Consider the following 21,184-nt stretch of genomic DNA (forward strand, 5'->3'; position numbering starts at 1 on the left):
CAAGCCCTCTTCACCCGCGGTCACCGCTTGATGAATGCGATGACCTGCTGTTGCGTGCCCTTGTCGTTGTCGAATCCGCCGTGCGTGCTGGACGCCACGGGCAGGACACGGGCGTTGGCCGGCGCGCTGCCCTCGGGCGATACGTGGAGCGCGTCACAGGCAATGCCGGCATCCCGGAAATAGCGCTCCATGCCCAGCAGCGGTGTCGTGGTGCCGCCCTCGAACGATTCGCTGACCAGATACAGCAGCGAGCGCCGGTACGGGCCGCAGGTGGGATCGTCCTCTTCGGCGCGGTCCGACAGATGGAACTGCTGGTAGCGCTTCACGCGGCTGCCCAGGTGCGGCACGACCAGGTCCTTGAAGGTCTGCAGCCTGACGGCGGGCGCCATCAGGCTCAGCGACTCCAGCTCTCCGCCGTCGGCGGTCAGGCGCTTGACGAAGTGGCTGGCGACGATCGCGCCGGCCGAATGCCCCACGATGTGCAGGCGCACGCGGCCGCGCGCGACGTGCGCCTTGAAGTGCTTGTACAGCAGGATCATCGCCGCCTCTTCGCCGCCGTCGCGGACCGGTTCGCTCATGGCTTCGGCGTTCTGCTTCATCTCGCCCCAGATCACCGTGCCGGGCCGCGCCAGCCACCGTTCAAGCCGCTGGTTCCACCAGCGCTCCAGCCGCTCGCCGATGCCGCCGGTGGTGCGCGGCACGTCGCTCGCGGCGTCCCGGATGATGTTCCTGACGGTGGTGATGAAATCCGTTTCCCACATCAGGAAGACGGGAAAGATCTGGCTGTCGTAGAGCAGCGGGATCCATTCGGCGGCGGCTTCGGCCGCGTCGTTCTCGCCGACCAGCCCGCCGTGCGCGTACACGCACACGTCCATCGGCTTGTCCTTCAGGTTCCAGCGCTCGCGCGCGGCGCTCATGTGCACGTCCACGATGGCGCGCAGGTCGTCGGGCGTGGTGCGAAACGCGCCGCTGTTGCTGAGCTTGCCGTTGTTGCCCACGTTGACGATGAACGGCGTGAGTTCCCGGTCGCGCAGCACCTTGCCGGCGGCCAGCGTCACCTTCTGCCCTTCGGTGCGCAGGCTGATGCTGTTCGAGATCCGCTCGTGCTCGTGCGTGACCACGCCCAGTTGCACGACCCAGCAGTCCATCGCATTGCGCAGCCAATCGTCGTAGGTCAGCACGGCCATGCCGTGCGTGCCCCATTCCTCGCCCCAGGAGTTCTGGATCAGGAAACCGTCCTGCGTGTAGCCCACGATGACGAAGGCGTGGCCCTGCATCGCTGTTTCCTGGCCGGTGGCCGGAATCACCCAGAACGGCCGCGTGACGGGCGTGGGCTCATCGTCATGCGGCGTGACGCCGTGACCGTCGTCCCAGCCGTCGTGGCAGCCCGCGCTGGCGTACAGGATGCCGACCTCGTTCAGCGCGGCGTGCATCTCGACGATGCTGCGCGTGTCGATGCGGTAGTAGGCCCCGAGCGGGCGTTTGACCGCGTCCAGCCACCAGTCGTCTTCGGGGCGCTTGGCCGCCGGCGGCATGTCGAGCGTGGGGAATAACGCCTGCGCGCAGGCGCCGTGCCGGAACCAGCCTTTCAAGGCGCCGCGCAGGCTGGAACCGCTGTCGTCGACGGACCCGGGGAATTCGTCATAGCGCCGGGCCATGGAATACAGCATGAAGGGCGAGATCGCGGGGCGCGTGTCGCGCTCGGATTTGCGCAGCAGGTATTCGACCACCGTGGACAGCGCAAATCCCGTGCAGGCCGACGTTTCGCCTTGGTGCTTCACGGTCAGCCCCATCACGGGGATCATCTCTGCCTTGGGCGTGACGGAAATGTTGGGCCGGAACAGGATGTCGCGCGCGTCGAAGGCATCGGGCTTGGCGGACCGCTCGAAGCGCCGCGCGGCCGGGGCGTCATCCTGCTTGCGGCGCTTGCGGGCCTTCGGGGCCGGATCTTCCGGCGCCGCGGCGGACGCTTGCGCCACGCGCTTGCCCTTCTTCTTGGCCGCGGGCTTGGCCGCCGTGCGCGCTGCCGCCTTTCGGGTCGCCATGTCGTTCTCCCAATGCCGGCCGCCGGCTAGGACGCCAGCTTCAAGCTGGCGATGTAGCGCGGCGCGTCGGCGGCCAGCTTGGCCTGCACGTCGTCGCGCAGCTGTTCATACAGGGCGGCGTTCAGCGTCAGGCGCTGCGCGCAGGCCCAAAAGTTCACCTGCCTCGCGCCCCACTGCGCAAACAGGAAACGCTTGCGGCTGTCCACGGCGCGAAAGTAGTAGGCGCCCAGCGCCATCGACAGCCCGCCGCCGCGATCGCGCTGCACCGCGCCCAGCTGGAAGTTGCCGCCCGACTGCGACGACGCGTGAAAGTCGAAGAGCTTTACGGTGTCGTCGTCTTCGGCCAGTTGGCCCAGCGCGGACACCGCCTGGTCCAGCACCGCCAGCTGATCGCGCCGCGCGACGGCCAGCAGCAGGTCGACGGCCACCTGGTCCATGCGGAACTCGCGCTCGTCTTCCTCGTGATGGGTAAAGTGCATTTGCCCGCTGGTCCACCCCAGGTTCTCCAGCACTTCCACGTAGGTCTGATACCAGACCTGCGATTGGGTGAATCGGTCGTGGGCGGCGCTGGCTGCGCGCTGCGCCAGCTGCAGCGAATACAGCACGTCGCCGCGTTCCTGTTCCTGCAGGCCCGCTGCAAACGACAGCACGCTGCCGGCGTTGATGCTGGCCTGCGGCGCCTGCCGCGCGGTCTTGCCCGAGGCGCCGGCACGCAGCACGGCGCCCGAACGTTTGGCGGGCGTGCGCCGCCGCGCGACGGGCATGCCGGGCGGCTCCAGCGTCTGCACCGCCAGGTCGTTCAGATAACCGTGGATACCAACCGCGTTGACGCCGTGGTCCGGCATGGTGGACGTGGGCGCGGCGCGCTTGGACGCGCGGCCCGCGGGGCGCGGGGGCGGATCCGGCGACACCAGCGCGCCGTCCTCGGAAAACGTGGCCGCCAGGACGAAGTCGGCTTCCGCGGCGGAGTAGGCCGGGTCCCAATGCGTGTTTTCAGGGACATGGCAATGGCCGTAGTGCCCGCTTTGCGCGTCCCAGATGGCGGCGTCGCGGTTATGTCCGCCGGGGTCCTTGCCGTTCTTGGCCGGCAACGGACGGCCCGAGGGCCACTTGCGGGGAATCCCGTGCTGCGCTTCGATCCAGCGGCACAGGCGCGCCAGATTGGTCAGCGCGCGGCTGTCCTTGGGCAGATGCGCAAAGCCCACCAGTTCGATCTGCACGGCGGAATCGCGGTTGGTCTGGACGCCGCCCGCGTCGTTGCGCAGCGCGCGCGCGCCTTCGTCGGTGTCGACGTGCTGGAAGATCGTGGTGGCGTCGACCGTGAAGTGGGGGTCGGATCGGTTGCGGCGGAACGCGTCCATCGCGCCCTGCGCGGTGCTGCCTTCCGTGGTGTGATGGACGATCTTGAACGGTCCGCCCAGATGAGGCCCGGACGATCCCGATATGGGCCGCCACGTCGCGAATGGACATCGTGCCATCGATGGTCTCCTCGGAACGGGCGCGGGTGTTCTTGGCAAGACGACATGACGACGATGATGCGGCGCCCATTGCAGGGATATATATGCGGACCTCATCCGCCTTGCTAGTAGCCGAAAGTATTAATCCTTGAATTTGCAATGGTGCTTATGCATCATCTGGCCCCGGTTGTGCTCGTCCAGATGGATGAGGCGCGGTATTCACGCCGCCTTGCGGATGCGCACCGGAATCGATTTGTAGCTGGGCGTGCCGCTCGCGGTGTCCTGATAATCCAGCGGGCAGAGGTTGTTCGCCTCCGGGTAGTACGCGCCCACCGAGCCGGCCGCAATGTCGTGCTTGATGGCTGTCAGCCGCAGGCGCCGGTGCGTCTGCCCCGGCAGGCTGGTGACGATTTCAACCTCGTCGCCGTGCGCGATGCCATGGCGCGCCAGATCGGCCGCGTTCATGAACAGCACGTCGCGCCGGCCAAACACACCGCGATAGCGGTCGTCCAGGCCGTAGATGGTGGTGTTGTACTGGTCGTGGCTGCGTAGCGTGGTGAGCCTGAGGATATTGCCTTCGACGATGTCGGGATCTTCGCGCAGGCCGGCGAACGGAATGAATTCGGCCTTGCCCGAGGCCGTTTTCCAGATGCGCTCGGTGGGGGGCAGCGGCAGGCGAAAGCCGCCGGGGATGCGGATGCGCGCGTTGTAATCGCGGAAGTCTGGGTAGATTTTTTCGATCAGGTCGCGGATGCGGTCGTAGTCCTCGATCAGATGCGCCCAGTTGACGCGGCTGCGCGGAAGTGTCGCCTGCGCCATGCCGGCAATGATGGCCGGTTCCGACCGCAGGTGCGTCGATGCCGGCAGCAGCTTGCCGCGCGAGGCATGCACCATCGACATCGAGTCCTCCACCGTGACCGATTGCGCGCCGCCCGCCTGCACGTCGCTTTCCGTGCGGCCCAGCACCGGCAGGATGATCGACTGCTTGCCGATCAACAGGTGCGAGCGGTTCAGCTTGGTGTTCAGATGCACCGCCAGGTCCAGCTGCCGCATGCCGCGCTCGCAGGCGTCGGTGTCGGGCAGCGCGATCGCGAAATTGCCGCCCAGGCAGATCAGCGCCTTGGCGCGGCCCGCGGCCATGGCCTTCATGGCCTCCACGGCATCGTGGCCATGCCGCTCCGGCGGCCGGAAGCCAAAGGTCTGTTCGACGTGGTCGAACATGGTGTGGTCGATTTTTTCGGTGATGCCGACCGTGCGGTTGCCCTGCACGTTCGAGTGCCCGCGCAAGGGGCAGATGCCCGCGCCCGGCTTGCCGAAGTTGCCGCGCATCAAGAGCAGCGCGGCAATCTGCTGCACGTTGCTCGTGCCCTTTTCGTGCTGCGTGATGCCCATGCCATACGTGACGATGGTGGCGTTGGATCGCGCATAGGCGTCGGCCACCTGCTCCAGGTCGCGCTGACGCAGGCCGCTTGCCTGTTCGATGTCGGCCCAGCTCGTGGCGTCCAGGTCCTCGGCGAAGGCTTCGTAGCCGTTGGTGTGCCGGGAAATGAATTCGTGGTCCAGCGTGTTGCGCCCGTCGCGGTCCGCGTTCATCAGCGCCTTCATGATGCCTTTGAGCGCGGCGGCGTCACCGCCGACCTTGACCTGGAAGTACGTGGATGCGATGGGCGTGGAGCCCATCGTGCCCATTTCAATGGGATCCTGCGGATCGGCAAAGCGCTCCAGGGAGCGTTCGCGCAGCGGGTTGAAAACAATGATGGGCACGCCGCGGCGCGCGCATTCGTGCAGCGTTCCCATCATGCGCGGATGGTTCGTGCCGGGGTTGTGTCCCATCGAGATGATGAGGTCGCACACATCGAAGTCGTCCAGCGAGACCGTGCCCTTGCCGATGCCGATGGCCTGGGGCAGCCCGACGCTGGTGGCCTCGTGGCACATGTTGGAGCAGTCGGGAAAATTGTTGGTGCCGAATTCGCGGGCGTACAGGCTGAACAGGAACGCCGCTTCGTTGGAGGCGCGGCCCGAGGTATAGAACTCGGCCATGTCCGGGTCGGGCAGGCTGGCCAGCGTCTGGCCGATGCGCGCGAACGCGTCGTCCCATTCGATGGGCTGGTAGGTGTCGCTGGCCGCATCGTAGGCCAGCGGATGCGTCAGGCGGCCCGCGTTCTCCAGGTCGTGGTCGCTCCAGGTCAGCAGCTCGGCCACCGGATGCGCGGCGAAGAACTCGGGCGTCACGCGCTTGCGGGTGGCTTCCCACGTCACGGCCTTCGCGCCGTTTTCACAGAACTGGAACGTCGACGTATGCGCCTTGTCGGGCCATGCGCAGCCGGGGCAATCGAAGCCGTCCGGCTTGTTGGTGCGCAACAGCAGCGCGGGCGCCTCGGCGATGCGCATCTGGTTGGCCACCGCCTGCGCGGTCGCCTTCAGGGCGCCCCAGCCGCCTGCGGGGGCGTCGTAGGGGCGGATGCCAGCGGGTTTGCCTTGGGTCATGCGAATCTCCGGAACTCAGGGTGCGTTGCGCGCGGCGGCGTCGGGGGCGGGGGCTAGCCGGGCGCCGCGAGCGTCGCAGTAACGGCTTGCCAGCACCGAGCCGGCCACGGCCACGATGACGGGAACGAGAAAGGCTTGGTCGACCCGGGTGAAATCCAGGATCAGCACCACCGCGGTGAGCGGCATGCGCATCGACGAGGCCAGAAAGGCGGCGGCGCCCACGACGGCAAACGCGCCGGGCGGCGAGTCGGGCCAGGCCATGCTCCACAGGCCGCCCAGCACGACCGCCATCGACGCGCCCACGGCAACGGCGGGGGTGAGCAGACCGCCCGCCGCGCCGGCGCGCAGCGTGCAGACGACGACGGCCACTTTCATCAGCGCCAGCGTGGCCGCCAGGGCGAGGGTCAGGTCATTGTCAAAGCTCAGTTGCGCCGGCCCTTTGCCGTTGCCCAGCAGCGCGGGCAGGTAGATCGCAAGCAGCCCGAGCAGGGTGAAATTGATCAGGCACGCCACGGGCAGCCGCCAGCCCCGTGCCGCATTGCGGCGCGCGGCTTCGGTCAGCCGCTGCCAGACGTGGGCCGCGCAGCCGAAGACAGGCCCGGCGACGATGGCCCAGACGACCAGGCTGAAACTGATCTGCATGGGGGGAACGGCGTACTGGATCACGTTGCCCAAGCCCGCCCAGGCCACCACCGCGCCGATGCAGCAGGCCGCCAGCGCCGCGGCCACTGCGGGCCAGGCGAACGACCCTACCAGTACTTCCAGCACAAAGAGCGTCGCGCCGAGCGGCACGTTATACACGGCGGCCAGCCCCGCGCCCGCGCCGCAGGCAATGACGAGACTGTGCTGCGCGGGCGGCAGGCGCAGCAGCGCGGCCAATCGGCCGCCTGCCAACGCGCCGACTTCGCGCGGCGCCACCTCGCGCCCCAGCGGCGAGCCCAGCCCCACCGTCACGATCTGCAGGATGGCATGCGCCATCGTCGTCAGCGCAGGCATCCCGCGCGTGGCGTCGGACACCGCCGCCTTCACGCTGACCAGAGGACGGCCATAGCGTTGGATCAGCCACCATCCGCCACCGGCCGCCACGCCGCACAGCACCAGCGCCATCACGCGGCGCGCGCTGCTGGCGGCTTGCACGCCTTCCAGGAAGGTCTCGTGGCTGACCACCTGGCCCTCGGCATAGCCATATGCCAGATGCTGCACGGCATGGAGCAGCATCCCGAGCAACATGCCACCCAGCCCCGCGAACAGGCCGGTCAGGATCACCGCGAGCAGAAAACGCGGGCGCAGCCAGGACGGATCATCGGGCTTCAGGTCGTTCATACCAGGATGGGCTCCTGTCGTTTGGCGCGCCGACGCATCGAGGCGCGCATTGCGATGAGGCAGTGTAGGGGCCGTTCCTTTCAAAGCGGCCATTACCAGCCGGAAACCCATACCTATTGGTTAGGCATTAATCCCGAATTCTCTTGCTTGCCGTCAAATACCGCCCAAACTTCGGCTTTATTTCAAATAGTATCCAAGTGATTCAGTACTTATACTTCCCGTTCCATTCGATGGACGGGCGCCACGCAGAGCAACGCGGAGCATTTGGTCCCAGTCCGATTTCAACCGATTCGAGGCATTGCTACCGTCGCGTCCTCGATGACCCACGCGTAACGGGAGTGAAGAAGTGGCGCTTTACCAGAGAACGATGTTGAACAAGGCGATGAAGATCGGCGCGCTGGCGCTGTTGTCGGGTGTGATGGCCGGCTGCGCGACCGAGCGTTCGCAAGCCTTGGCCGTGCCGGCCGTCGCCGCCGCCAGCAAGCCCTACGCGGGCGTGCGCAGCCCCATTTCGGTCGGCAAGTTCGACAACCGCACCAACTACCTGCGCGGCGTGTTCTCGGATGGCGTGGACCGGCTGGGCGGCCAAGCCAAGACGATCCTGGTCAGCCACCTGCAGCGCAGCGGCCGATTCCAGGTGATGGACCGCGACAACCTGTCCGAAATCGCCCAGGAAGCCGCGTTCAACAAGAAGGCCGCGCAGATCAAGGGCGCGCGCTACGTCGTCACGGGCGATGTGACGGCCTTCGGCCGCAAGGTCACCGGCGACCAGCAACTGTTCGGCATCCTGGGCCGCGGCAAGGAGCAGGTGGCTTACGCCAAGGTCGACCTGAACGTGGTGGATGCGACGACCTCGGAAGTGGTCTATTCCGCCTCGGGCGCCGGCGAATACAGCCTGTCCAACCGCGAAGTCGTCGGTTTTGGCGGCACGGCCGGCTACGACTCCACCCTGAACGGCAAGGTGCTGGACCTGGCCATCCGTGAAGCCGTGGACCGTCTGGTCGACGGCATCGAGCAGGGCGCCTGGCAGCCCGCACGCAACTGACGGAGGCGCGCATGGCAAAAAATTTCAATCCCCGCGGCGGCGCCACATGCGCGCGCGTCGTCCGCGCACTGGCCATCGTGGGCCTGGCCGGCGTGCTGTCGGCCTGCGTGCAGCAGCCCAAGTCCCTGTATAGCTGGCAGTCCTACGAGGGCTCGGTCTACGCGTACCTGAAGGACGACGGCGGCGATTACGCGACGCAGACGCTCGCCATGGAGAAGAACATCGAGACGGCGCGCGCGGCCAACGCCGAGCTGCCGCCCGGCTTTCGCGCGCATCTGGGCATGCTCTACCTGAAGATGGGCGACGGCGACAAGGGCGTCGAGCAAATGCAGGGCGAGAAGGCCGCCTTCCCGGAAGCCGCGCCGTTCATGGACTTCCTGCTGCGCAACGCGGGCAAGCCGCAGACCGTCGCCGCAACGGGCGAGGGCTTGCCAGCGGGGGCGCCCGCCGCGGGATCGCCCGCCGCCGGGTCGCCCACTACCGCCAGCCCCGCCGCCGCCAATCCCGCCGCGCCCGCCGAAGCTGGCACGTTGAAGAAAGGATCGTGATGATGCACACACTCATGCGCGCCGGCCTCGTGGCCCTCGCGGCGCTGTTGACGGGTTGCGTGGCGCCGCCGCAGAAGCATGTCGACTACACCGCGTTTCGCGAAAGCAAGCCGGCGTCGATCCTGGTGTTGCCGCCGCTGAACACGTCGGTGGACGTGGCGGCCACCTCGGCCGTGCTCTCGCAGGCCACGCGCCCGCTCGCTGAATCCGGCTATTACGTGATTCCGGTCGGCGTCATGGAAGAGACGTTCAAACAGAACGGCCTGACTTCGCCCGACGACATCCATGAACTGCCGGCCGTCAAGCTGCGCGAGATCTTCGGCGCCGATGCGGCGCTGTACATGACCGTCAAGCAGTACGGGTCCAGCTACGCGGTCCTGTCCAGCACGGTCACGGTCTCGATCGACGCGGAACTGCTCGACCTGCGCAACGGCGCCAAGCTGTGGAGCGGCACGAAGCAGGTGGTGCACGCCAACAACAACAGCAACGGCGGCCTGATCGGCATGCTGGTGCAGGCCGTGGTGGATCAGGTGATCAACAATCTGACGGACCGCAGCTACAGCGTGGCCGGCATGACGAACAACCTGCTGCTCAGCGCCGGCACCCCCGGCGGCATCCTGTACGGACCGCGCTCGCCGCGTTACGAAGCACAGTAAACCCGCCGGATGACGGCTTACGCCCGCGCGCCAATTCCGGCGCGCGGGCGATTTTGTTTTGACGCCCGGGAGATCAAGTGCGCTGCACGAGCGGGTGCAGTTTCCGGGCCCAGCCAAGCAGGGCCTGATCCTCGTCGGTTCGCGCCACCCACTGCACGCCCACCGGCAAACCGTTGTCCGCATGCGCGGTGGGCAGGTGCAACGCCGGCCAGCCCAACAGCGACCATACGCGGTTGAACAGCGACGAGCCTGTCGATCGCGTGCCTTCGGGCGCCTCGGACGGGGCGCTGGGGGTAACGATGAAGTCCACGGCGCCAAAGCGCTCGAGCCACTCGCCGCCCAGCCGCGCGCGGCGTCGCTGCAGCGCTGCGTACTCGGCATGGGTAATGGCCAATCCCCGGTCTATCGCCGTGCGCAGTGCCGGCGACAGCAGTTGGCCGTGCGGCCCGCGAACCACCGGCAGCAGGCCGCGCGCCAGTTCAGCGAGCATGGTTTGCGCGTGGATATCCAGGAGCGCCTGCAGGTCCGCGTCCACGTCCGGCGCGTCGATATGGGCGCCGTGCTCGCGCAGCGTGGCCGCGCAGTCGTTGAGCGCTCGCCGCGCGGCGCCGCTCAGGTCGCCGATCGCGCTGCAGGTCAGCAACGCAACTCGGGGCGGGCGGTCCGGGCGATGCGCGGCCAACCCGGGAAGCAGCACGGACGCCACCGCTTGCGACTGTTTCACGTCGCGCGTAAACCAGCCGATGGTGTCCAGCGAATCGCATAGCACGTGCATGCCCTGCCGATGCACCCTCCCGAAGGTCGGCTTGAACCCCACCACGCCGCAGAACGCGGCGGGGCGGATCATGGACCCGCCCGTCTGCGTGCCCAGCGCCAGGTCGACCATGCCCGCCGCGACGGCCGCCGCCGAGCCACTTGAGGATCCGCCCGGTGTATGCGCCAGGTGGCGCGGATTGCGGGTCGGGCCCGGCGTGACGTAGGCGTATTCGGCGGTGACCGTCTTGCCGATGGGCACCCCGCCGGCATCGCGCAACTGCGAGACGCAGCTTGCGTCGCGCCGCGCCGGTTCCGCCGATTCCGCAGCGGAGCCCGAGCGGGTCGGCAGGCCGGCGACGTCGATCACATCCTTGACCCCGAAGGCAGCGCCGGCCAGCGGACCCTGGCAGGCTGGCGCCGCGACCGAGGCCTCGTCGGCCAGGCAGACCCAGGCCTGGACCTGCGCATCCCCCGCCTTGCTGCGCGCAAGGGCTTCGTGCGCTGCCTGCATCATTGAACCTTGATCTGCTTTTGCTGGATCAGCTGCGTCCACCGCGCGTTTTCGCTGGCAATGAAGTCGCGGAACTGCTCCGGCGTGCCGCCGGCAACCTCGCCACCCTGCGACTCCACCACGGCGCGGTACTGCTTGTCCTGCAGGGCGCGGTTGATGTGCTCGTTCAGCGTCTTGATGACGTCCGGCGGCGTGCCGGCGGGCGCGATCACGCCGAACCAGTTCGAGACCACCATGTCCGGTATTCCCAGTTCCTTGAAGGTGGGAACGTCCGGCAGGCCGGGGGCGCGCTTGTCCGCGGCGACGGCCAGCATCCTGATGCGGGCGTCGGCGCCCGCCGCGTGCGGCAGGAACAGGCTGGGCAGTTCGATGTAGAAATCCACGTTACCGGCGATCAGGTCGTTCACGGCCGGCGCGCCGCCGCGGTACGGCACGTGGGTCGCGTTGGCGCCCGCCTGCTCCTTGAACAGTTCCGTGCTCAAGTGCGAGGCGCTGCCCGCGCCGGTGGAGGCGTAGTTGAGCTTTTCCGGATTGGCCTTGGCATCGCGGATGAGCGCGGCGGGGTCGGCATAAGGCGATTTGCTGCTGACGCCCAGCGCCATCGGGCCCCGCTCGATCAGGGCCACGGGCGCGATGTCCTTGGCCGGATCGAAAGGCATCGTGTAGAGCGCTTTGTTCACTGACATGGGCGCGAAGTTGCCCAGGCCGATCGTGTAGCCGTCCGGCTTGGCCGACGCGATCTGCGCGGTGCCGATGTTGCCGCTGGCGCCGGGCTTGTTGTCGACCACGACGGGCACGCCCAGCGAATCGCTGAGCTTCTGCGCCAACTGGCGCGAGCGCGTGTCGGAACTGCCGCCGGCCGCGTACGGCACGATGAACTTGATTGCCTGCGCCGGATAGGCGGCTTGCGCCAGCGCGCCGGGCGAGGCGAGGCAGAGACCGGCCGCGAAGGCGCCGGCCAGAAGCTTGAGGGTGAAGGACGCAGCAGGCATGGCATTTCCCTTGTCATGAGGGCCGCAGTATGGGCCCGTGGATTGTGCCTGCATGGTAGGAAGCTGCCATTAGGATGTCTAATACCTTATTCTCCCGCTATTGATTCGCCAGGAAAATAAATGCTGATCGACAGCCGTCTGCTTCAGGTGTTTGCCGTGGTGGCCGAAGAGCTGCATTTCGGCCGCGCGGCGCAGCGTCTGCATCTGAGCCAGCCTCCGCTGAGCCAAAGCGTGCGCAAGCTTGAAGAGGAATTGGGCGTGCAGCTTCTGGAACGCACCACGCGCACGGTCAAACTAACGGCGGCCGGCGCCGAGCTGCAGCGCCGCGTGCGGCAGATGGCCGCCGAACACGACGCCACGGTGCGGCACGTGCGGCAGGCGGCCAGCGGCGAAGCCGGACAGCTCACGATTGGTCTCACGCCCAGCGCCGCCTATTCGAACGTGCCGCAGGCGCTGTTCGTGTTCCGCCAGCGCTATCCGGGTGTGGTGCTGGATCTGCAGGAAATGAATTCGAGCGAGATGCCCGAGGCGCTGCATCAGCGGCGGCTGGACCTGGCTCTCTTGCGTCCGCCTTTTGCGGATGCGGACCTGTCGCCCGTGCCCCTGTACTCCGAGCCCATGGTGCTGGCGCTGCGCCGCGGCCATCCGCTAGCGGCGAAACGCTGGGTGACCATGGAGCAGGTGCTGGATCTGCCGATCGTGGGGTATGCGCGCGACCGGTCGCGTTACTTCAGCCAGGTGCTGCGGCAGATGATCGAAGCCGCCGGCAAGCCCGCGAACATCGTGCAGGAAAGCATGATTCCGACGATCCTGACGCTGGTGGAAGCGGGATTTGGCGCGGCCGTGGTGCCGGCGTCGCTGGCGCGGATGCGCATGGACATCCTTGCCTACGTCGGCATCCGGGGGCGCGGCGCGTTCCGCGCCGAACTGGCTGCCGCGCGCCACCCGGATCACCGCAATCCCGCGGTGGATGCTTTCGTGGCGATCATGCGGGACACCAAGCAGCAGCCGCGCCAGAAGGCGCTGTCGTGACGCCGGCGCATGGCGCGCGCTGCATGCGCCTTTGCCGGTGCTGATGGTTCAGTCCCAGTCCGCCGCCAGACCGTCCGGGCTGACTTCGCGGCCGTTGCGCTCCAGCGCGGCGATCTGCGCCATGTCTTCGTCCGTCAGGCGCAGGTCCTGGGCGAGCAGGTTGCTGGCCAGGTTTTCGCGCTTGGTGGAGGACGGGATCACGGCATAACCCAGTTGCAAGGCCCAGGCCAGCGCGACCTGCGCGGGCGTGGCCGCGTGGCGCTGCGCGATCTTGCCGATGACCGGATCCTTGAGCACCTTGCCGTAGGCCAGCGTCATGTACGAGGTCACCGGGATGTCCGCTTCCTTCAGGAACGCGGTGAGCTTGCGATTCTGCAGGTAGGGGCTGAGCTCGATCTGGTTGGTGGCGATCTGGTCGCGGCCCACGGCGGCGATGGCGGCCCGCGTCTCGGCGATGGGAAAGTTGGAAATCCCGATCTGGCGCGTCAGGCCCTGCGCCTTGGCCTCGGCCAGCGCCGTCATGAATTCGTCGACGGACACACCGTTGTCCGGCGCGGGCCAATGGATCAGCGTCAGGTCCACATAGTCGGTCCGCAGCTTGGCCAGGCTGTCCTTCAGGCTGGGGACCAGCTTGTCCTTGGCGTAGTTGGGCACCCAGATCTTGGTGGTGATGTAGAGGTCCGCGCGGGCCACGTTCGATTCCGCGATGGCCTGGCCGACGTCGGCCTCGTTCTCGTAGATCTGCGCCGTGTCGATCGCGCGGTAGCCGACGTCCAGCGCGTTGCGCACGGAATCGATGACGGTCTGGCCTTGCAGGCGGAAGGTGCCGACGCCAAAGGCGGGAATGGGCATGGAAAACTCCTGGGGGGATGTACGGGGCCGGACCGGCGAGGTCCGGGGATGGCGGTAGTGTGCCTGCCGGACCCTTGCAAAAAAATACCGGTATCGGCGAAAGACTTTTGATAAAACGTCAACTATGAAAACCACCCTCGACGAAATGCAGGTCTTCATCGCCATCGTGGACAGCGGCTCGATCACCGCTGCCGCCGAGGTGCTGGGCCAGACCGTTTCCGCCACCAGCCGCACGATGAGCCGCCTGGAGGAAAAGCTGCAGACCACGCTGATGCGGCGCACGACCCGGCGTCTGGCGCTGACCGAAGAAGGCAAGGCCTACCTGGAGCAGGCGCGCCGCATCATTGCGTCGGTCGAGGAGGCCGAAGAGCTGATGAACCTGCGGCGCAACCAGCCCGCGGGCCTCTTGCGCGTGGATGCGGCCTCGCCCTTCATGCTGCATGTCATCGCGCCGCTGGCGCCGGCCTATCGCACGCGCTATCCGCAGGTGGAACTGGAACTGACCAGCAACGAAGGCAATATCGACCTCCTGGAGCGGCGCACCGACCTGGCGTTCCGGATCGGGCGATTGAAGGACTCGTCGCTGCACGCGGTGGCCTTGGGCACGAGCCGGGTGCGCGTGCTGGCCAGTCCGGGTTATCTGGCGCGGCACGGCACGCCCCGCCGCGCGGCGGACCTGGCCTCGCACGTGTTGCTGGGCTTTGCGCAACTGGAAGCGTTGAACGAATGGCCGCTGCTCGATGCCGACGGGCAGCCAGTGCACGTCAAACCGCAGGTGCGCGCCTACAGCGGCGAGACGCTGCGCCAGCTGGCGCTGAACGACGGCGGCATCGTGTGCCTGTCCGACTTCATGACGCGCGCGGACCGCAAAAGCGGCGCGCTGCAGCCGCTCTTCGTGAAGCAGCTGCTTGAAGTCCGGCAGCCGATCAACGCGGTGTACTACCGGAACACGGCGATCTCCTCGCGCATCAAGTCCTTCATCGACTTTGTGGTCGAAACGGTGGGTACGCGCGGCTTAGAGGAATAGCGGACCAACGAAGATGTATCCAATGGCGACCCCGGCGGCAGAGGCGTGGGTCGCGTCCTTATACTGTCCCCGTTTTGTGTTGAACCCTGGATACGTATGAGCATCTTCTCCCGCTTCTTCGGCCGCAACGAGGAATCCGCCGATTCCGCCGCCCTGTTGGCCAACCCGGACATTGCGCAGCCGTTGAGCCTGCAGGTCCTGTTCGCCGAACCGCTCGCGATCACCGAGGCGGCGCTGGCCGATGCGCTGCGCGCCTACCATCCGACGATGGCCAAGGGGCGCGCGGAAATCGCGCCCGACATGCCGGAATTCCTGGGCATGGCCGGCTGGGACAAGCACGTCGTGCGGCTGGTGGGCTTCAATGCGCCCTATCCCAAGGATGCGCTCGAGACCTGCGTCGCGCCATCGCACTATCCTGCCGCGATGAAGGACGAGGTCCGCGCCCACGCCAGCCACATCATCTTGTATTACGCGGGATTCGAAACCGATCCCTTGGAGCAGTACGTGGCGCTGGCGGCGGTGGCCGGCGCATTGACCGGTTTCAAGGCGCTGGCGGTCCTGAACGAGCATGCGCACACATCGCTTCCGGCCGGCGTGTTCGCCGCCGAGTCGCTGGGCGAGGAAAGCATGGACCTCTTGCGCACGCTGCCGCTGAACATGCTGTATTGCGGTTTCGTGAAGTATGAAGTCGAAGGCGTGCAGGGCGTATGGATGCGCACGTATGGCGGCGATGCCTTCGGCCTGCCGGACTTCGCCGCGCTGGCGGCAGGGCACGACGAAGGCGAGGTCTACTCGACGACGTTCAACAACATCATGAGCTACATGCTGGAAAGCGGCGCCGAACTGGCCGCGGGCCACACCATGCAGATTGGCGAGGACGCCTACATGAAGCTGCGCGAGCCGGCCAAGGAAGAATATTTCCTGGACGGCCCGGGGCAGGTGCTGGTGGCCGAGATCATCTCGGCCGACCAGATCAATACGCCGGGTTAAGCACCGCGAAGCGGCGCCAGCCCGTGATCCTTACGCCGCGTAGCGGCTGGCCTCGCCGTTGCGGTTATTGGCGGGCCACAGGCGCAGGGCCAGGGCGGCGGCTGCGGCGCCGGCGGCGGTCAGCGTCACGCCGGTCCAGCCCCAGTGGGCCAGCGCCAGGCTGCCCAGTGCGCCGCCGGCGGCCATGCCGATGAAGACGCCCGTCATCAGGATGGCATTCAGGCGGCTGCGGGCGGCCGGGTCGATGCCGTAGACGATGCTCTGATGCGCGATCAGCGAGGTCTGGATGCCCAGGTCGAAGCCGACGGCGGCGCCGCCGATCAGCCACAGCGCGGCGTGCGGGGGCAGGAAGGGCAGGAAGATCATGGCGGCAAACGACACCATCGTCAGGCCGGCGCCCAGGCTGGCCACGGCCAGCGGGCCCCGCGTGTCGGCCACGCGGCCCGCCAGCGGCGCGGCCAGGGCGCCCGCGGCGCCAGCCAGGCCGAACGCGCCGGCGGCGCCCGCGCCCAGGTGGAACGGCGCGTCATGCAGCATCACGGCCAGCGTCGACCAGAAGGCGCTGAACCCCAGCGACAAGAGGCCCTGCGCGGTTGCGGCGCGGCGCAGGCCGGGATGCTGGCGCCACAGCGTCAGCAGCGAGCCCAGCAACGCGCTGTAGGCCAGCCGCGTCGACGGTTCGAAACGCGGCAGGCCGCGCCACAGGGCTGCGCCCAGCGCCACGATGCTGACGGCGGCGGCCGCGAACATCATGCGCCAGCCGAACTGCTCGGCCACGAAACCGCTGACCACCCGCGACAGCAGGATGCCCAGCAAGAGGCCCGTCATGACGGTGCCGACGATCTTGCCGCGCTGCTCGGCCGGCGCCAGGTGGGCGGCGGCCGGCACGATGTCCTGGGCCAGCGTGGCAGACAGGCCGATGGCGAAGCTGGCGGCCAGCAGCAGGCCGATCGTGGGCGACGCGCCGGCCAGAAGCAGCGCCAGGCTCAGCACGGCGGCCTTGACCAGGATGATGCGCTTGCGGTCATACCGGTCGCCCAACGGCGCCAGCATCAGGATGCCGAACGCGTAGCCCAGCTGCGTCAGCGTCGGAATCCAGCCCAGCGTCTCGGCGCTGGCGTGGATGTCCGCGCCCAGCACGCCGAGCATCGGCTGGCTGTAGTAAAGGGAAGCGACGCCCAGGCCGGCGCCCACGGCCAGCAGGAAAACCAGGCCGCGCGATAGGGAGGGGTGGGAAATGGGGGATGACATGGTCGTGTCCGGTGGCATTGGTACGGGGCAAATTCTGGGCTTTCACCCCTGGTTTTGGTAGCCGACCTTCGGGTACATCCGTTATACGATAGGCGTATGACCACCCCCGCTCTCCCCGTTGCCGCCGGCACCGACCGCATGCTGCTCATCGAAACCTTCGTGCGCATCGTCGAGGCCGGCAGCTTGTCGGCGGCCGCCGCCCAGATGGGCGGCACGCAACCCACCGTCAGCCGCCGGCTGCAATTGCTGGAACGCACGATGGGCGTGCGGCTGCTCAAGCGCTCCACCCACGCCATCCGCCTGACCGAAGACGGGCAGCGCTGCTATGAACGCGGCAAGGAGCTGCTCGCCACCTTTCAATCATTCGAAAGCGAGGTGCGCGGCGCGGGCGACGAGCCCGCCGGCATGCTGCGCGTGGTGGCGCCGCACGTGTTCGGCCAGGATCAGTTCATCGAACCGCTGGCCAAGTACCTGAAGCGCTATCCGAACATGCGGGTGGAATGGCTGCTGCACGACCGCATGCCGGACCTGATCGCCGAAAACGTCGATTGCGCGATCCGGGTCGGGGCCGTGACGGATCCGTCGGTGGTCGCCGTGAAGCTGGGCGAGGTGCCGCGCATCGTCGTGGCCTCGCCGGACCTGCTTGCCGGCGGGCCCGTGCCGCAGGATCCGCCGGAACTGGCGCGACTGCCGTGGCTGGCGCTGCGCACCTTCTATCGCACCGAGGTGACCCTGACGCATTGCGGCAGCGGCGACAGGCAAAGCTTCGATATCCAGCCGCGCCTGTCCACCGACGGCCTGCACGCGCTGCGTAATTCGGCCATTCAGGGGCTGGGCGTCGCCTTGGGATCCGCGTGGGCCATGCAGGACGATCTGGCTGCCGGCCGCCTCGTGCACCTGGCGCCGCAATGGCGCGCCGATGCCCTGCCCGTGTTTCTGGTCTATGCACCGTCGCGCTTTCAGCCGGCGCGGCTGCGGCGCTTCATCGAGATCATGCGCGAGCATCTGCCGATGGAGCTGGCCGGACACTGACGCCGGCCCTCGCGCCTGCCGGTCAGGGCGTGATGACGATGGCGCCGGTGACGGCGCGGCGCTCGGCGGCGCGATGCGCGTCCTGGATCTGCGTCAGGTCGTAGCGGGCACCGATGGCCGCGCGGACCGCGCCGCTTCGCATGGCGTCAAAGACGTCCGCCGCATTGGCGCGGAATGTCTGCGTATCCGCGTTGTGCGGAAACACGGACGGACGCGTCAGGAACAGGCACCCTTTCTTGTTCAGCAGTTCGGGGTCGATGGCCGGCGCCGGGCCGGAGGCCGCGCCGAACAGCACGACCATGCCGAACGGCGCCGCGCAGTCCAGCGATCCCATGAACGTGTGGCGGGCCACCGAGTCATAGACGACGCGCGCCTTCCTGCCGCCTGTGGCCGCGATCACCTGCTGGACCCAGTCGTCCTGCGAGTAGTCGACGGCGGCATCGCAGCCGGCCGCGCGGGCCACGTCGCATTTGGCGGCGGAGCCGGCCGTGCCGATGACGGTGGCGCCCAGCGCATGCGCCCAGCCGCTCAGGATCTGACCCACCCCGCCGGCGGCGGCATGCACCAGCACGATGTCGCCGGGCTGGACCGCGCAGGTCTTCTTGACCAGGTATTGCGCCGTCATGGCCTTGAAGAAGACGGCCGCGGCGTCCTCGTCGGAGATGCCCGCCGGGATCTTCACCAGTTTCGCGGCCGGCACGTTGCGCCGGTCGGCGTACGCGCCCACGCCGGCGTTCATGTAGATCACATGGTCGCCCACGCGCAGGTCCGTCACGCCTTCGCCCACCGCCTCGATCACGCCGGCCGCTTCATGGCCCAGCCCCGTGGGCGTGGGCAGCGGATACTTGCCCGCGCGCTGGTAGATGTCGATGTAGTTGAAACCGATGGCCGTCTGGCGCAGCTGCGCTTCGCCGGGCCCAGGGGGCGGCAGCGCGGTGTCGACGAGCCGCATGACTTCCGGGCCGCCAAATTCGGTCAACTGGATGGAACGTGCCTGCGTCATGCGTTGTCTCCTTGGGGGTTTTGGCGGGCCGGCGGGCCCGGCTTTCAGTCCTTCACGGCTTCGTACACCAGCGTCGCCAGCGTCAGGTCTTCCAGCGCGCTGCCCACGGCCTTGAACACCGTGATTTCCTGATCGTTGCTTCGGCCCGGACGTTCGCCGGCGGCCAGCTGGTGCAGATTGCCGGCGATGCCCTCGCGCGTCAGCACGCCGGCCTCGAACGCCGACAGCAGGTCGCCGGACTTGGTGGGCGCTTCGTCGGTGTCCACGTAGACCGTGGTGCCGTCAAAGCAGGCCGGGTCGGTCTCGCGCATCTCGGGCTTGAAGCTGCCGATCAGGTCCAGGTGCGTGCCGGGCCGCAGCCACGCGCCTCGGATGAGCGGTTCGGTGGACAGCGTGGCGCAGCTGACGATGTCGGCCTGGCCGGTGGCGGCCTGAAGGTCTGTCATGGCTTGCGCATCGAAGCCCTCGCCGCGCAGGCGGGCCGCCAGCGCCTCGGCCCCCGCCGCCCGCACGTTCCAGACCAGCACGCGTTCGATCGGGCGTACCGTGCGCATGGCCTGCGCCACCAGTCCCGCAATGCGTCCGGAACCCACGATGAGCAGCGTGCGGGCATTGGCGCGGGCAAGGTAGTCCGCGCCCAGCGCGGCGGCGCCGGCGGTGCGGTACACCGTGACGATGTCGCCGTCCACGTGCGCGACCGGCACGCCCGTCCTGGCGCTGTACAGGTTGTAGGTGGCGTGCAGGCCGGGCAGGCCATGATGCGTGTTGTCAGGGAAGATGTTGATGATCTTCACGCCGAAATATCCGCGTTCGCTCCACGCGGGCATGATGAGCGAGGTGCCGTGCGCATTGCCGGACTGGATGGCGTGGACGTGGCGGGCGGGCACCGTGGCGCCTTCGCGGAAGGCGTCCCGCAGGGCGGGAATGACGGTGTCGAAGGACAGGGCGTTGCGGGTCTGCTCGGTGTCGATTAAGCGCATCGGATCGTTGCCTGCATGGTCGGTCAATCAAGGGGCCACCGGGCAGTCTAGCAGCGCGAAGGCGGCGGCATCCAAAAGAAATTGCCCGCGGTGGCGCGGGCAATCTCGGGTAGGGCAAGCCGCTCTCGGCCTCAGTCGGCGTCGGGCCGCGGCAGCGGGTCGCCCGCGCCGGTGCGCTCGACGATGAGCTTGTAGTGATGCGGGCTGCGATGCTTGGCGAAATTGAAGACGTGGTCGCGGAACGTCTGGCCCAGCGCGAGATCGATGCGGGCGGTGATCACCTCGTCTTCCTCGCCGCTTGCGCGGGCCACGATCTCGCCGGACGGCGCCACGATCATCGAGCTGCCGATCATGTGATGACCGTCTTCGAAGCCGCACTTGGCGGCCGCGCCGATCCACACCGCGTTCTGGTAGGCGCTGGCCTGCAGCACGATCTCGTGCGTGGTGGTGCGCAGGTGCGCGGGCTCGTTCCAGTGAATGTTCAACGACGGCGTGTTGTAGCCCAGCACGATCAGCTCGGCGCTTTGCAGCGACATGACGCGGTAGGTCTCGGGCCAGCGCCGGTCATTGCACAGGCACATGCCGATCTTCACGTCGTTGGTTTCCCAAACGCCAAAGCCCAGGTCGCCGACTTCGAAGAACTTCTTTTCCAGATGCTGGAAGGGGGCGTCGGGTTTGTGGTCCGAGTGGCCCGGCAGGTGGATCTTGCGGTACTTGCCGATGATTTTGGCGCTGCGGTCCACGAGGATCGCGGTGTTGAACTGGCGGCCTTGCGGCGTCAGTTCGGCATAGCCCAGGTAAAAGCCGATGCCCAGCTCGCGCGCCGTGTCGAACAGCGGCTGCACGTCGGCGTTGGGCATGCTCTTCTCGAAGTAGCGCTCCACCGCCTCGGCGTCGTCCATCCAGTAGCGGGGAAAGAACGTCGTCAGCGCCAGCTCGGGAAACACGACGAATTCCGCCTGGCGGGCGGCAGCTTCGCGCATCATCTCGACGAGACGGCGCACGACCGCCGCGCGGGAATCGGCAAGATTGACGGCGCCCATCTGAGCGACGGCCAGGCCCATTTTGCGGGACGGGGAAGAGGGGGTCACAGAAATCTCCAGAAGAAAGGCCGAAGGCGGCAAGCATGCCCGGGTCCGAGCCGATCCGATACCGCGCCCGAGCGCGCGCGGGGCGCGCGCAGCCGGCCGCGGGCGC

At 67.7% G+C, this 21,184-nt stretch carries 18 protein-coding genes; 7 read left to right on the top strand and 11 right to left on the bottom strand.

Annotation, left to right across the window (positions count from 1 at the left end):
- Positions 1 to 20: 20 nt before the first annotated feature.
- The 4 genes from H4P35_RS01360 to H4P35_RS01375 form a co-directional block, all read right to left on the bottom strand.
- Positions 21 to 2,045 (bottom strand): C1 family peptidase, encoded by a 2,025-nt coding sequence (locus tag H4P35_RS01360; RefSeq protein WP_226847763.1) that lies wholly within the window; start codon positions 2,043 to 2,045, stop codon positions 21 to 23.
- A 26-nt stretch (positions 2,046 to 2,071) separates the two neighbouring features.
- Complete coding sequence (locus tag H4P35_RS01365; protein ID WP_226847764.1) at positions 2,072 to 3,523, bottom strand: peptidoglycan recognition family protein; 1,452 nt, start codon at positions 3,521 to 3,523, stop codon at positions 2,072 to 2,074.
- A gap of 198 nt (positions 3,524 to 3,721) precedes the next feature.
- Positions 3,722 to 5,989, bottom strand: a complete 2,268-nt coding sequence (locus H4P35_RS01370) for an FdhF/YdeP family oxidoreductase (RefSeq protein WP_226847765.1) — start codon at positions 5,987 to 5,989, stop codon at positions 3,722 to 3,724.
- A 15-nt stretch (positions 5,990 to 6,004) separates the two neighbouring features.
- Positions 6,005 to 7,312, bottom strand: coding sequence for a chloride channel protein (locus H4P35_RS01375; RefSeq protein ID WP_226847766.1), 1,308 nt, complete (start codon positions 7,310 to 7,312; stop codon positions 6,005 to 6,007).
- A 367-nt stretch (positions 7,313 to 7,679) separates the two neighbouring features.
- On the opposite strand from H4P35_RS01375, the gene H4P35_RS01380 reads away from it, so the two are divergent.
- Genes H4P35_RS01380 through H4P35_RS01390 form a run of 3 tightly spaced genes read left to right on the top strand, consistent with a single transcriptional unit; the run spans position 7,680 to position 9,561 of the window.
- Positions 7,680 to 8,357 (top strand): CsgG/HfaB family protein, encoded by a 678-nt coding sequence (locus H4P35_RS01380; RefSeq protein WP_142051699.1) that lies wholly within the window; start codon positions 7,680 to 7,682, stop codon positions 8,355 to 8,357.
- A gap of 11 nt (positions 8,358 to 8,368) precedes the next feature.
- Positions 8,369 to 8,905: a DUF4810 domain-containing protein gene (locus H4P35_RS01385; protein WP_226847767.1), complete on the top strand. Its 537-nt coding sequence runs from the start codon at positions 8,369 to 8,371 to the stop codon at positions 8,903 to 8,905.
- Positions 8,905 to 9,561, top strand: a complete 657-nt coding sequence (locus H4P35_RS01390) for a DUF799 domain-containing protein (protein WP_062840052.1) — start codon at positions 8,905 to 8,907, stop codon at positions 9,559 to 9,561. The genes H4P35_RS01385 and H4P35_RS01390 overlap by 1 nt, the downstream gene beginning before the upstream one ends.
- Before the next feature lie 73 nt (positions 9,562 to 9,634).
- Here H4P35_RS01390 and H4P35_RS01395 read toward each other — a convergent pair whose 3' ends face one another.
- Both H4P35_RS01395 and H4P35_RS01400 read right to left on the bottom strand, forming a co-directional pair.
- Positions 9,635 to 10,831 (bottom strand): amidase, encoded by a 1,197-nt coding sequence (locus H4P35_RS01395; protein WP_226847768.1) that lies wholly within the window; start codon positions 10,829 to 10,831, stop codon positions 9,635 to 9,637.
- Positions 10,828 to 11,820, bottom strand: a complete 993-nt coding sequence (locus tag H4P35_RS01400; protein ID WP_226847769.1) for a tripartite tricarboxylate transporter substrate binding protein — start codon at positions 11,818 to 11,820, stop codon at positions 10,828 to 10,830. Before H4P35_RS01400 ends, H4P35_RS01395 begins: the two co-directional genes overlap by 4 nt.
- Positions 11,821 to 11,940: 120 nt before the next feature.
- Between H4P35_RS01400 and H4P35_RS01405 the strand changes: the two genes are divergently transcribed.
- Entirely contained in the window at positions 11,941 to 12,852 is a 912-nt protein-coding gene (locus H4P35_RS01405; RefSeq protein WP_180099614.1) for a LysR family transcriptional regulator, read from the top strand.
- Positions 12,853 to 12,900: 48 nt separating this feature from the next.
- Here H4P35_RS01405 and dkgB read toward each other — a convergent pair whose 3' ends face one another.
- Positions 12,901 to 13,704, bottom strand: coding sequence for a 2,5-didehydrogluconate reductase DkgB (gene dkgB, locus H4P35_RS01410; protein ID WP_152383192.1), 804 nt, complete (start codon positions 13,702 to 13,704; stop codon positions 12,901 to 12,903).
- A gap of 124 nt (positions 13,705 to 13,828) precedes the next feature.
- On the opposite strand from dkgB, the gene H4P35_RS01415 reads away from it, so the two are divergent.
- Positions 13,829 to 14,731, top strand: coding sequence for a LysR substrate-binding domain-containing protein (locus H4P35_RS01415; RefSeq protein WP_226847770.1), 903 nt, complete (start codon positions 13,829 to 13,831; stop codon positions 14,729 to 14,731).
- Between the two features lie 96 nt (positions 14,732 to 14,827).
- Positions 14,828 to 15,721, top strand: coding sequence for a DUF4261 domain-containing protein (locus H4P35_RS01420; RefSeq protein ID WP_226847771.1), 894 nt, complete (start codon positions 14,828 to 14,830; stop codon positions 15,719 to 15,721).
- 30 nt (positions 15,722 to 15,751) lie between these two features.
- Here H4P35_RS01420 and H4P35_RS01425 read toward each other — a convergent pair whose 3' ends face one another.
- Entirely contained in the window at positions 15,752 to 16,972 is a 1,221-nt protein-coding gene (locus H4P35_RS01425; protein ID WP_152383194.1) for an MFS transporter, read from the bottom strand.
- Between the two features lie 96 nt (positions 16,973 to 17,068).
- Between H4P35_RS01425 and H4P35_RS01430 the strand changes: the two genes are divergently transcribed.
- Complete coding sequence (locus H4P35_RS01430) at positions 17,069 to 18,004, top strand: LysR family transcriptional regulator (RefSeq protein ID WP_226847772.1); 936 nt, start codon at positions 17,069 to 17,071, stop codon at positions 18,002 to 18,004.
- A 22-nt stretch (positions 18,005 to 18,026) separates the two neighbouring features.
- Here H4P35_RS01430 and H4P35_RS01435 read toward each other — a convergent pair whose 3' ends face one another.
- The 3 genes from H4P35_RS01435 to H4P35_RS01445 form a co-directional block, all read right to left on the bottom strand.
- Complete coding sequence (locus H4P35_RS01435; protein WP_226847773.1) at positions 18,027 to 19,007, bottom strand: quinone oxidoreductase; 981 nt, start codon at positions 19,005 to 19,007, stop codon at positions 18,027 to 18,029.
- A 44-nt stretch (positions 19,008 to 19,051) separates the two neighbouring features.
- Entirely contained in the window at positions 19,052 to 19,987 is a 936-nt protein-coding gene (locus H4P35_RS01440; RefSeq protein ID WP_226847774.1) for an ornithine cyclodeaminase family protein, read from the bottom strand.
- 131 nt (positions 19,988 to 20,118) lie between these two features.
- Entirely contained in the window at positions 20,119 to 21,051 is a 933-nt protein-coding gene (locus H4P35_RS01445; RefSeq protein ID WP_152385403.1) for an N-carbamoyl-D-amino-acid hydrolase, read from the bottom strand.
- Positions 21,052 to 21,184 lie beyond the last annotated feature (133 nt).

It is taken from the genome of Achromobacter sp. 77, from assembly GCF_020541125.1.
Lineage (GTDB): Bacteria > Pseudomonadota > Gammaproteobacteria > Burkholderiales > Burkholderiaceae_B > Achromobacter > Achromobacter mucicolens.

Coding starts and splice junctions, on each gene's coding strand:
- H4P35_RS01440 (WP_226847774.1), bottom strand. CDS start 19,987: ATGCGCTTAATCGACACCGAGCAGACCCGCAACGCCCTGTCCTTCGAC.
- H4P35_RS01375 (WP_226847766.1), bottom strand. CDS start 7,312: ATGAACGACCTGAAGCCCGATGATCCGTCCTGGCTGCGCCCGCGTTTT.
- H4P35_RS01390 (WP_062840052.1), top strand. CDS start 8,905: ATGATGCACACACTCATGCGCGCCGGCCTCGTGGCCCTCGCGGCGCTG.
- H4P35_RS01380 (WP_142051699.1), top strand. CDS start 7,680: ATGTTGAACAAGGCGATGAAGATCGGCGCGCTGGCGCTGTTGTCGGGT.
- H4P35_RS01405 (WP_180099614.1), top strand. CDS start 11,941: ATGCTGATCGACAGCCGTCTGCTTCAGGTGTTTGCCGTGGTGGCCGAA.
- H4P35_RS01430 (WP_226847772.1), top strand. CDS start 17,069: ATGACCACCCCCGCTCTCCCCGTTGCCGCCGGCACCGACCGCATGCTG.
- H4P35_RS01395 (WP_226847768.1), bottom strand. CDS start 10,831: ATGATGCAGGCAGCGCACGAAGCCCTTGCGCGCAGCAAGGCGGGGGAT.
- H4P35_RS01435 (WP_226847773.1), bottom strand. CDS start 19,007: ATGACGCAGGCACGTTCCATCCAGTTGACCGAATTTGGCGGCCCGGAA.
- H4P35_RS01385 (WP_226847767.1), top strand. CDS start 8,369: ATGGCAAAAAATTTCAATCCCCGCGGCGGCGCCACATGCGCGCGCGTC.
- H4P35_RS01445 (WP_152385403.1), bottom strand. CDS start 21,051: ATGGGCCTGGCCGTCGCTCAGATGGGCGCCGTCAATCTTGCCGATTCC.
- H4P35_RS01425 (WP_152383194.1), bottom strand. CDS start 16,972: ATGTCATCCCCCATTTCCCACCCCTCCCTATCGCGCGGCCTGGTTTTC.
- H4P35_RS01370 (WP_226847765.1), bottom strand. CDS start 5,989: ATGACCCAAGGCAAACCCGCTGGCATCCGCCCCTACGACGCCCCCGCA.
- H4P35_RS01360 (WP_226847763.1), bottom strand. CDS start 2,045: ATGGCGACCCGAAAGGCGGCAGCGCGCACGGCGGCCAAGCCCGCGGCC.
- dkgB (WP_152383192.1), bottom strand. CDS start 13,704: ATGCCCATTCCCGCCTTTGGCGTCGGCACCTTCCGCCTGCAAGGCCAG.
- H4P35_RS01400 (WP_226847769.1), bottom strand. CDS start 11,820: ATGCCTGCTGCGTCCTTCACCCTCAAGCTTCTGGCCGGCGCCTTCGCG.
- H4P35_RS01365 (WP_226847764.1), bottom strand. CDS start 3,523: ATGGCACGATGTCCATTCGCGACGTGGCGGCCCATATCGGGATCGTCC.
- H4P35_RS01420 (WP_226847771.1), top strand. CDS start 14,828: ATGAGCATCTTCTCCCGCTTCTTCGGCCGCAACGAGGAATCCGCCGAT.
- H4P35_RS01415 (WP_226847770.1), top strand. CDS start 13,829: ATGAAAACCACCCTCGACGAAATGCAGGTCTTCATCGCCATCGTGGAC.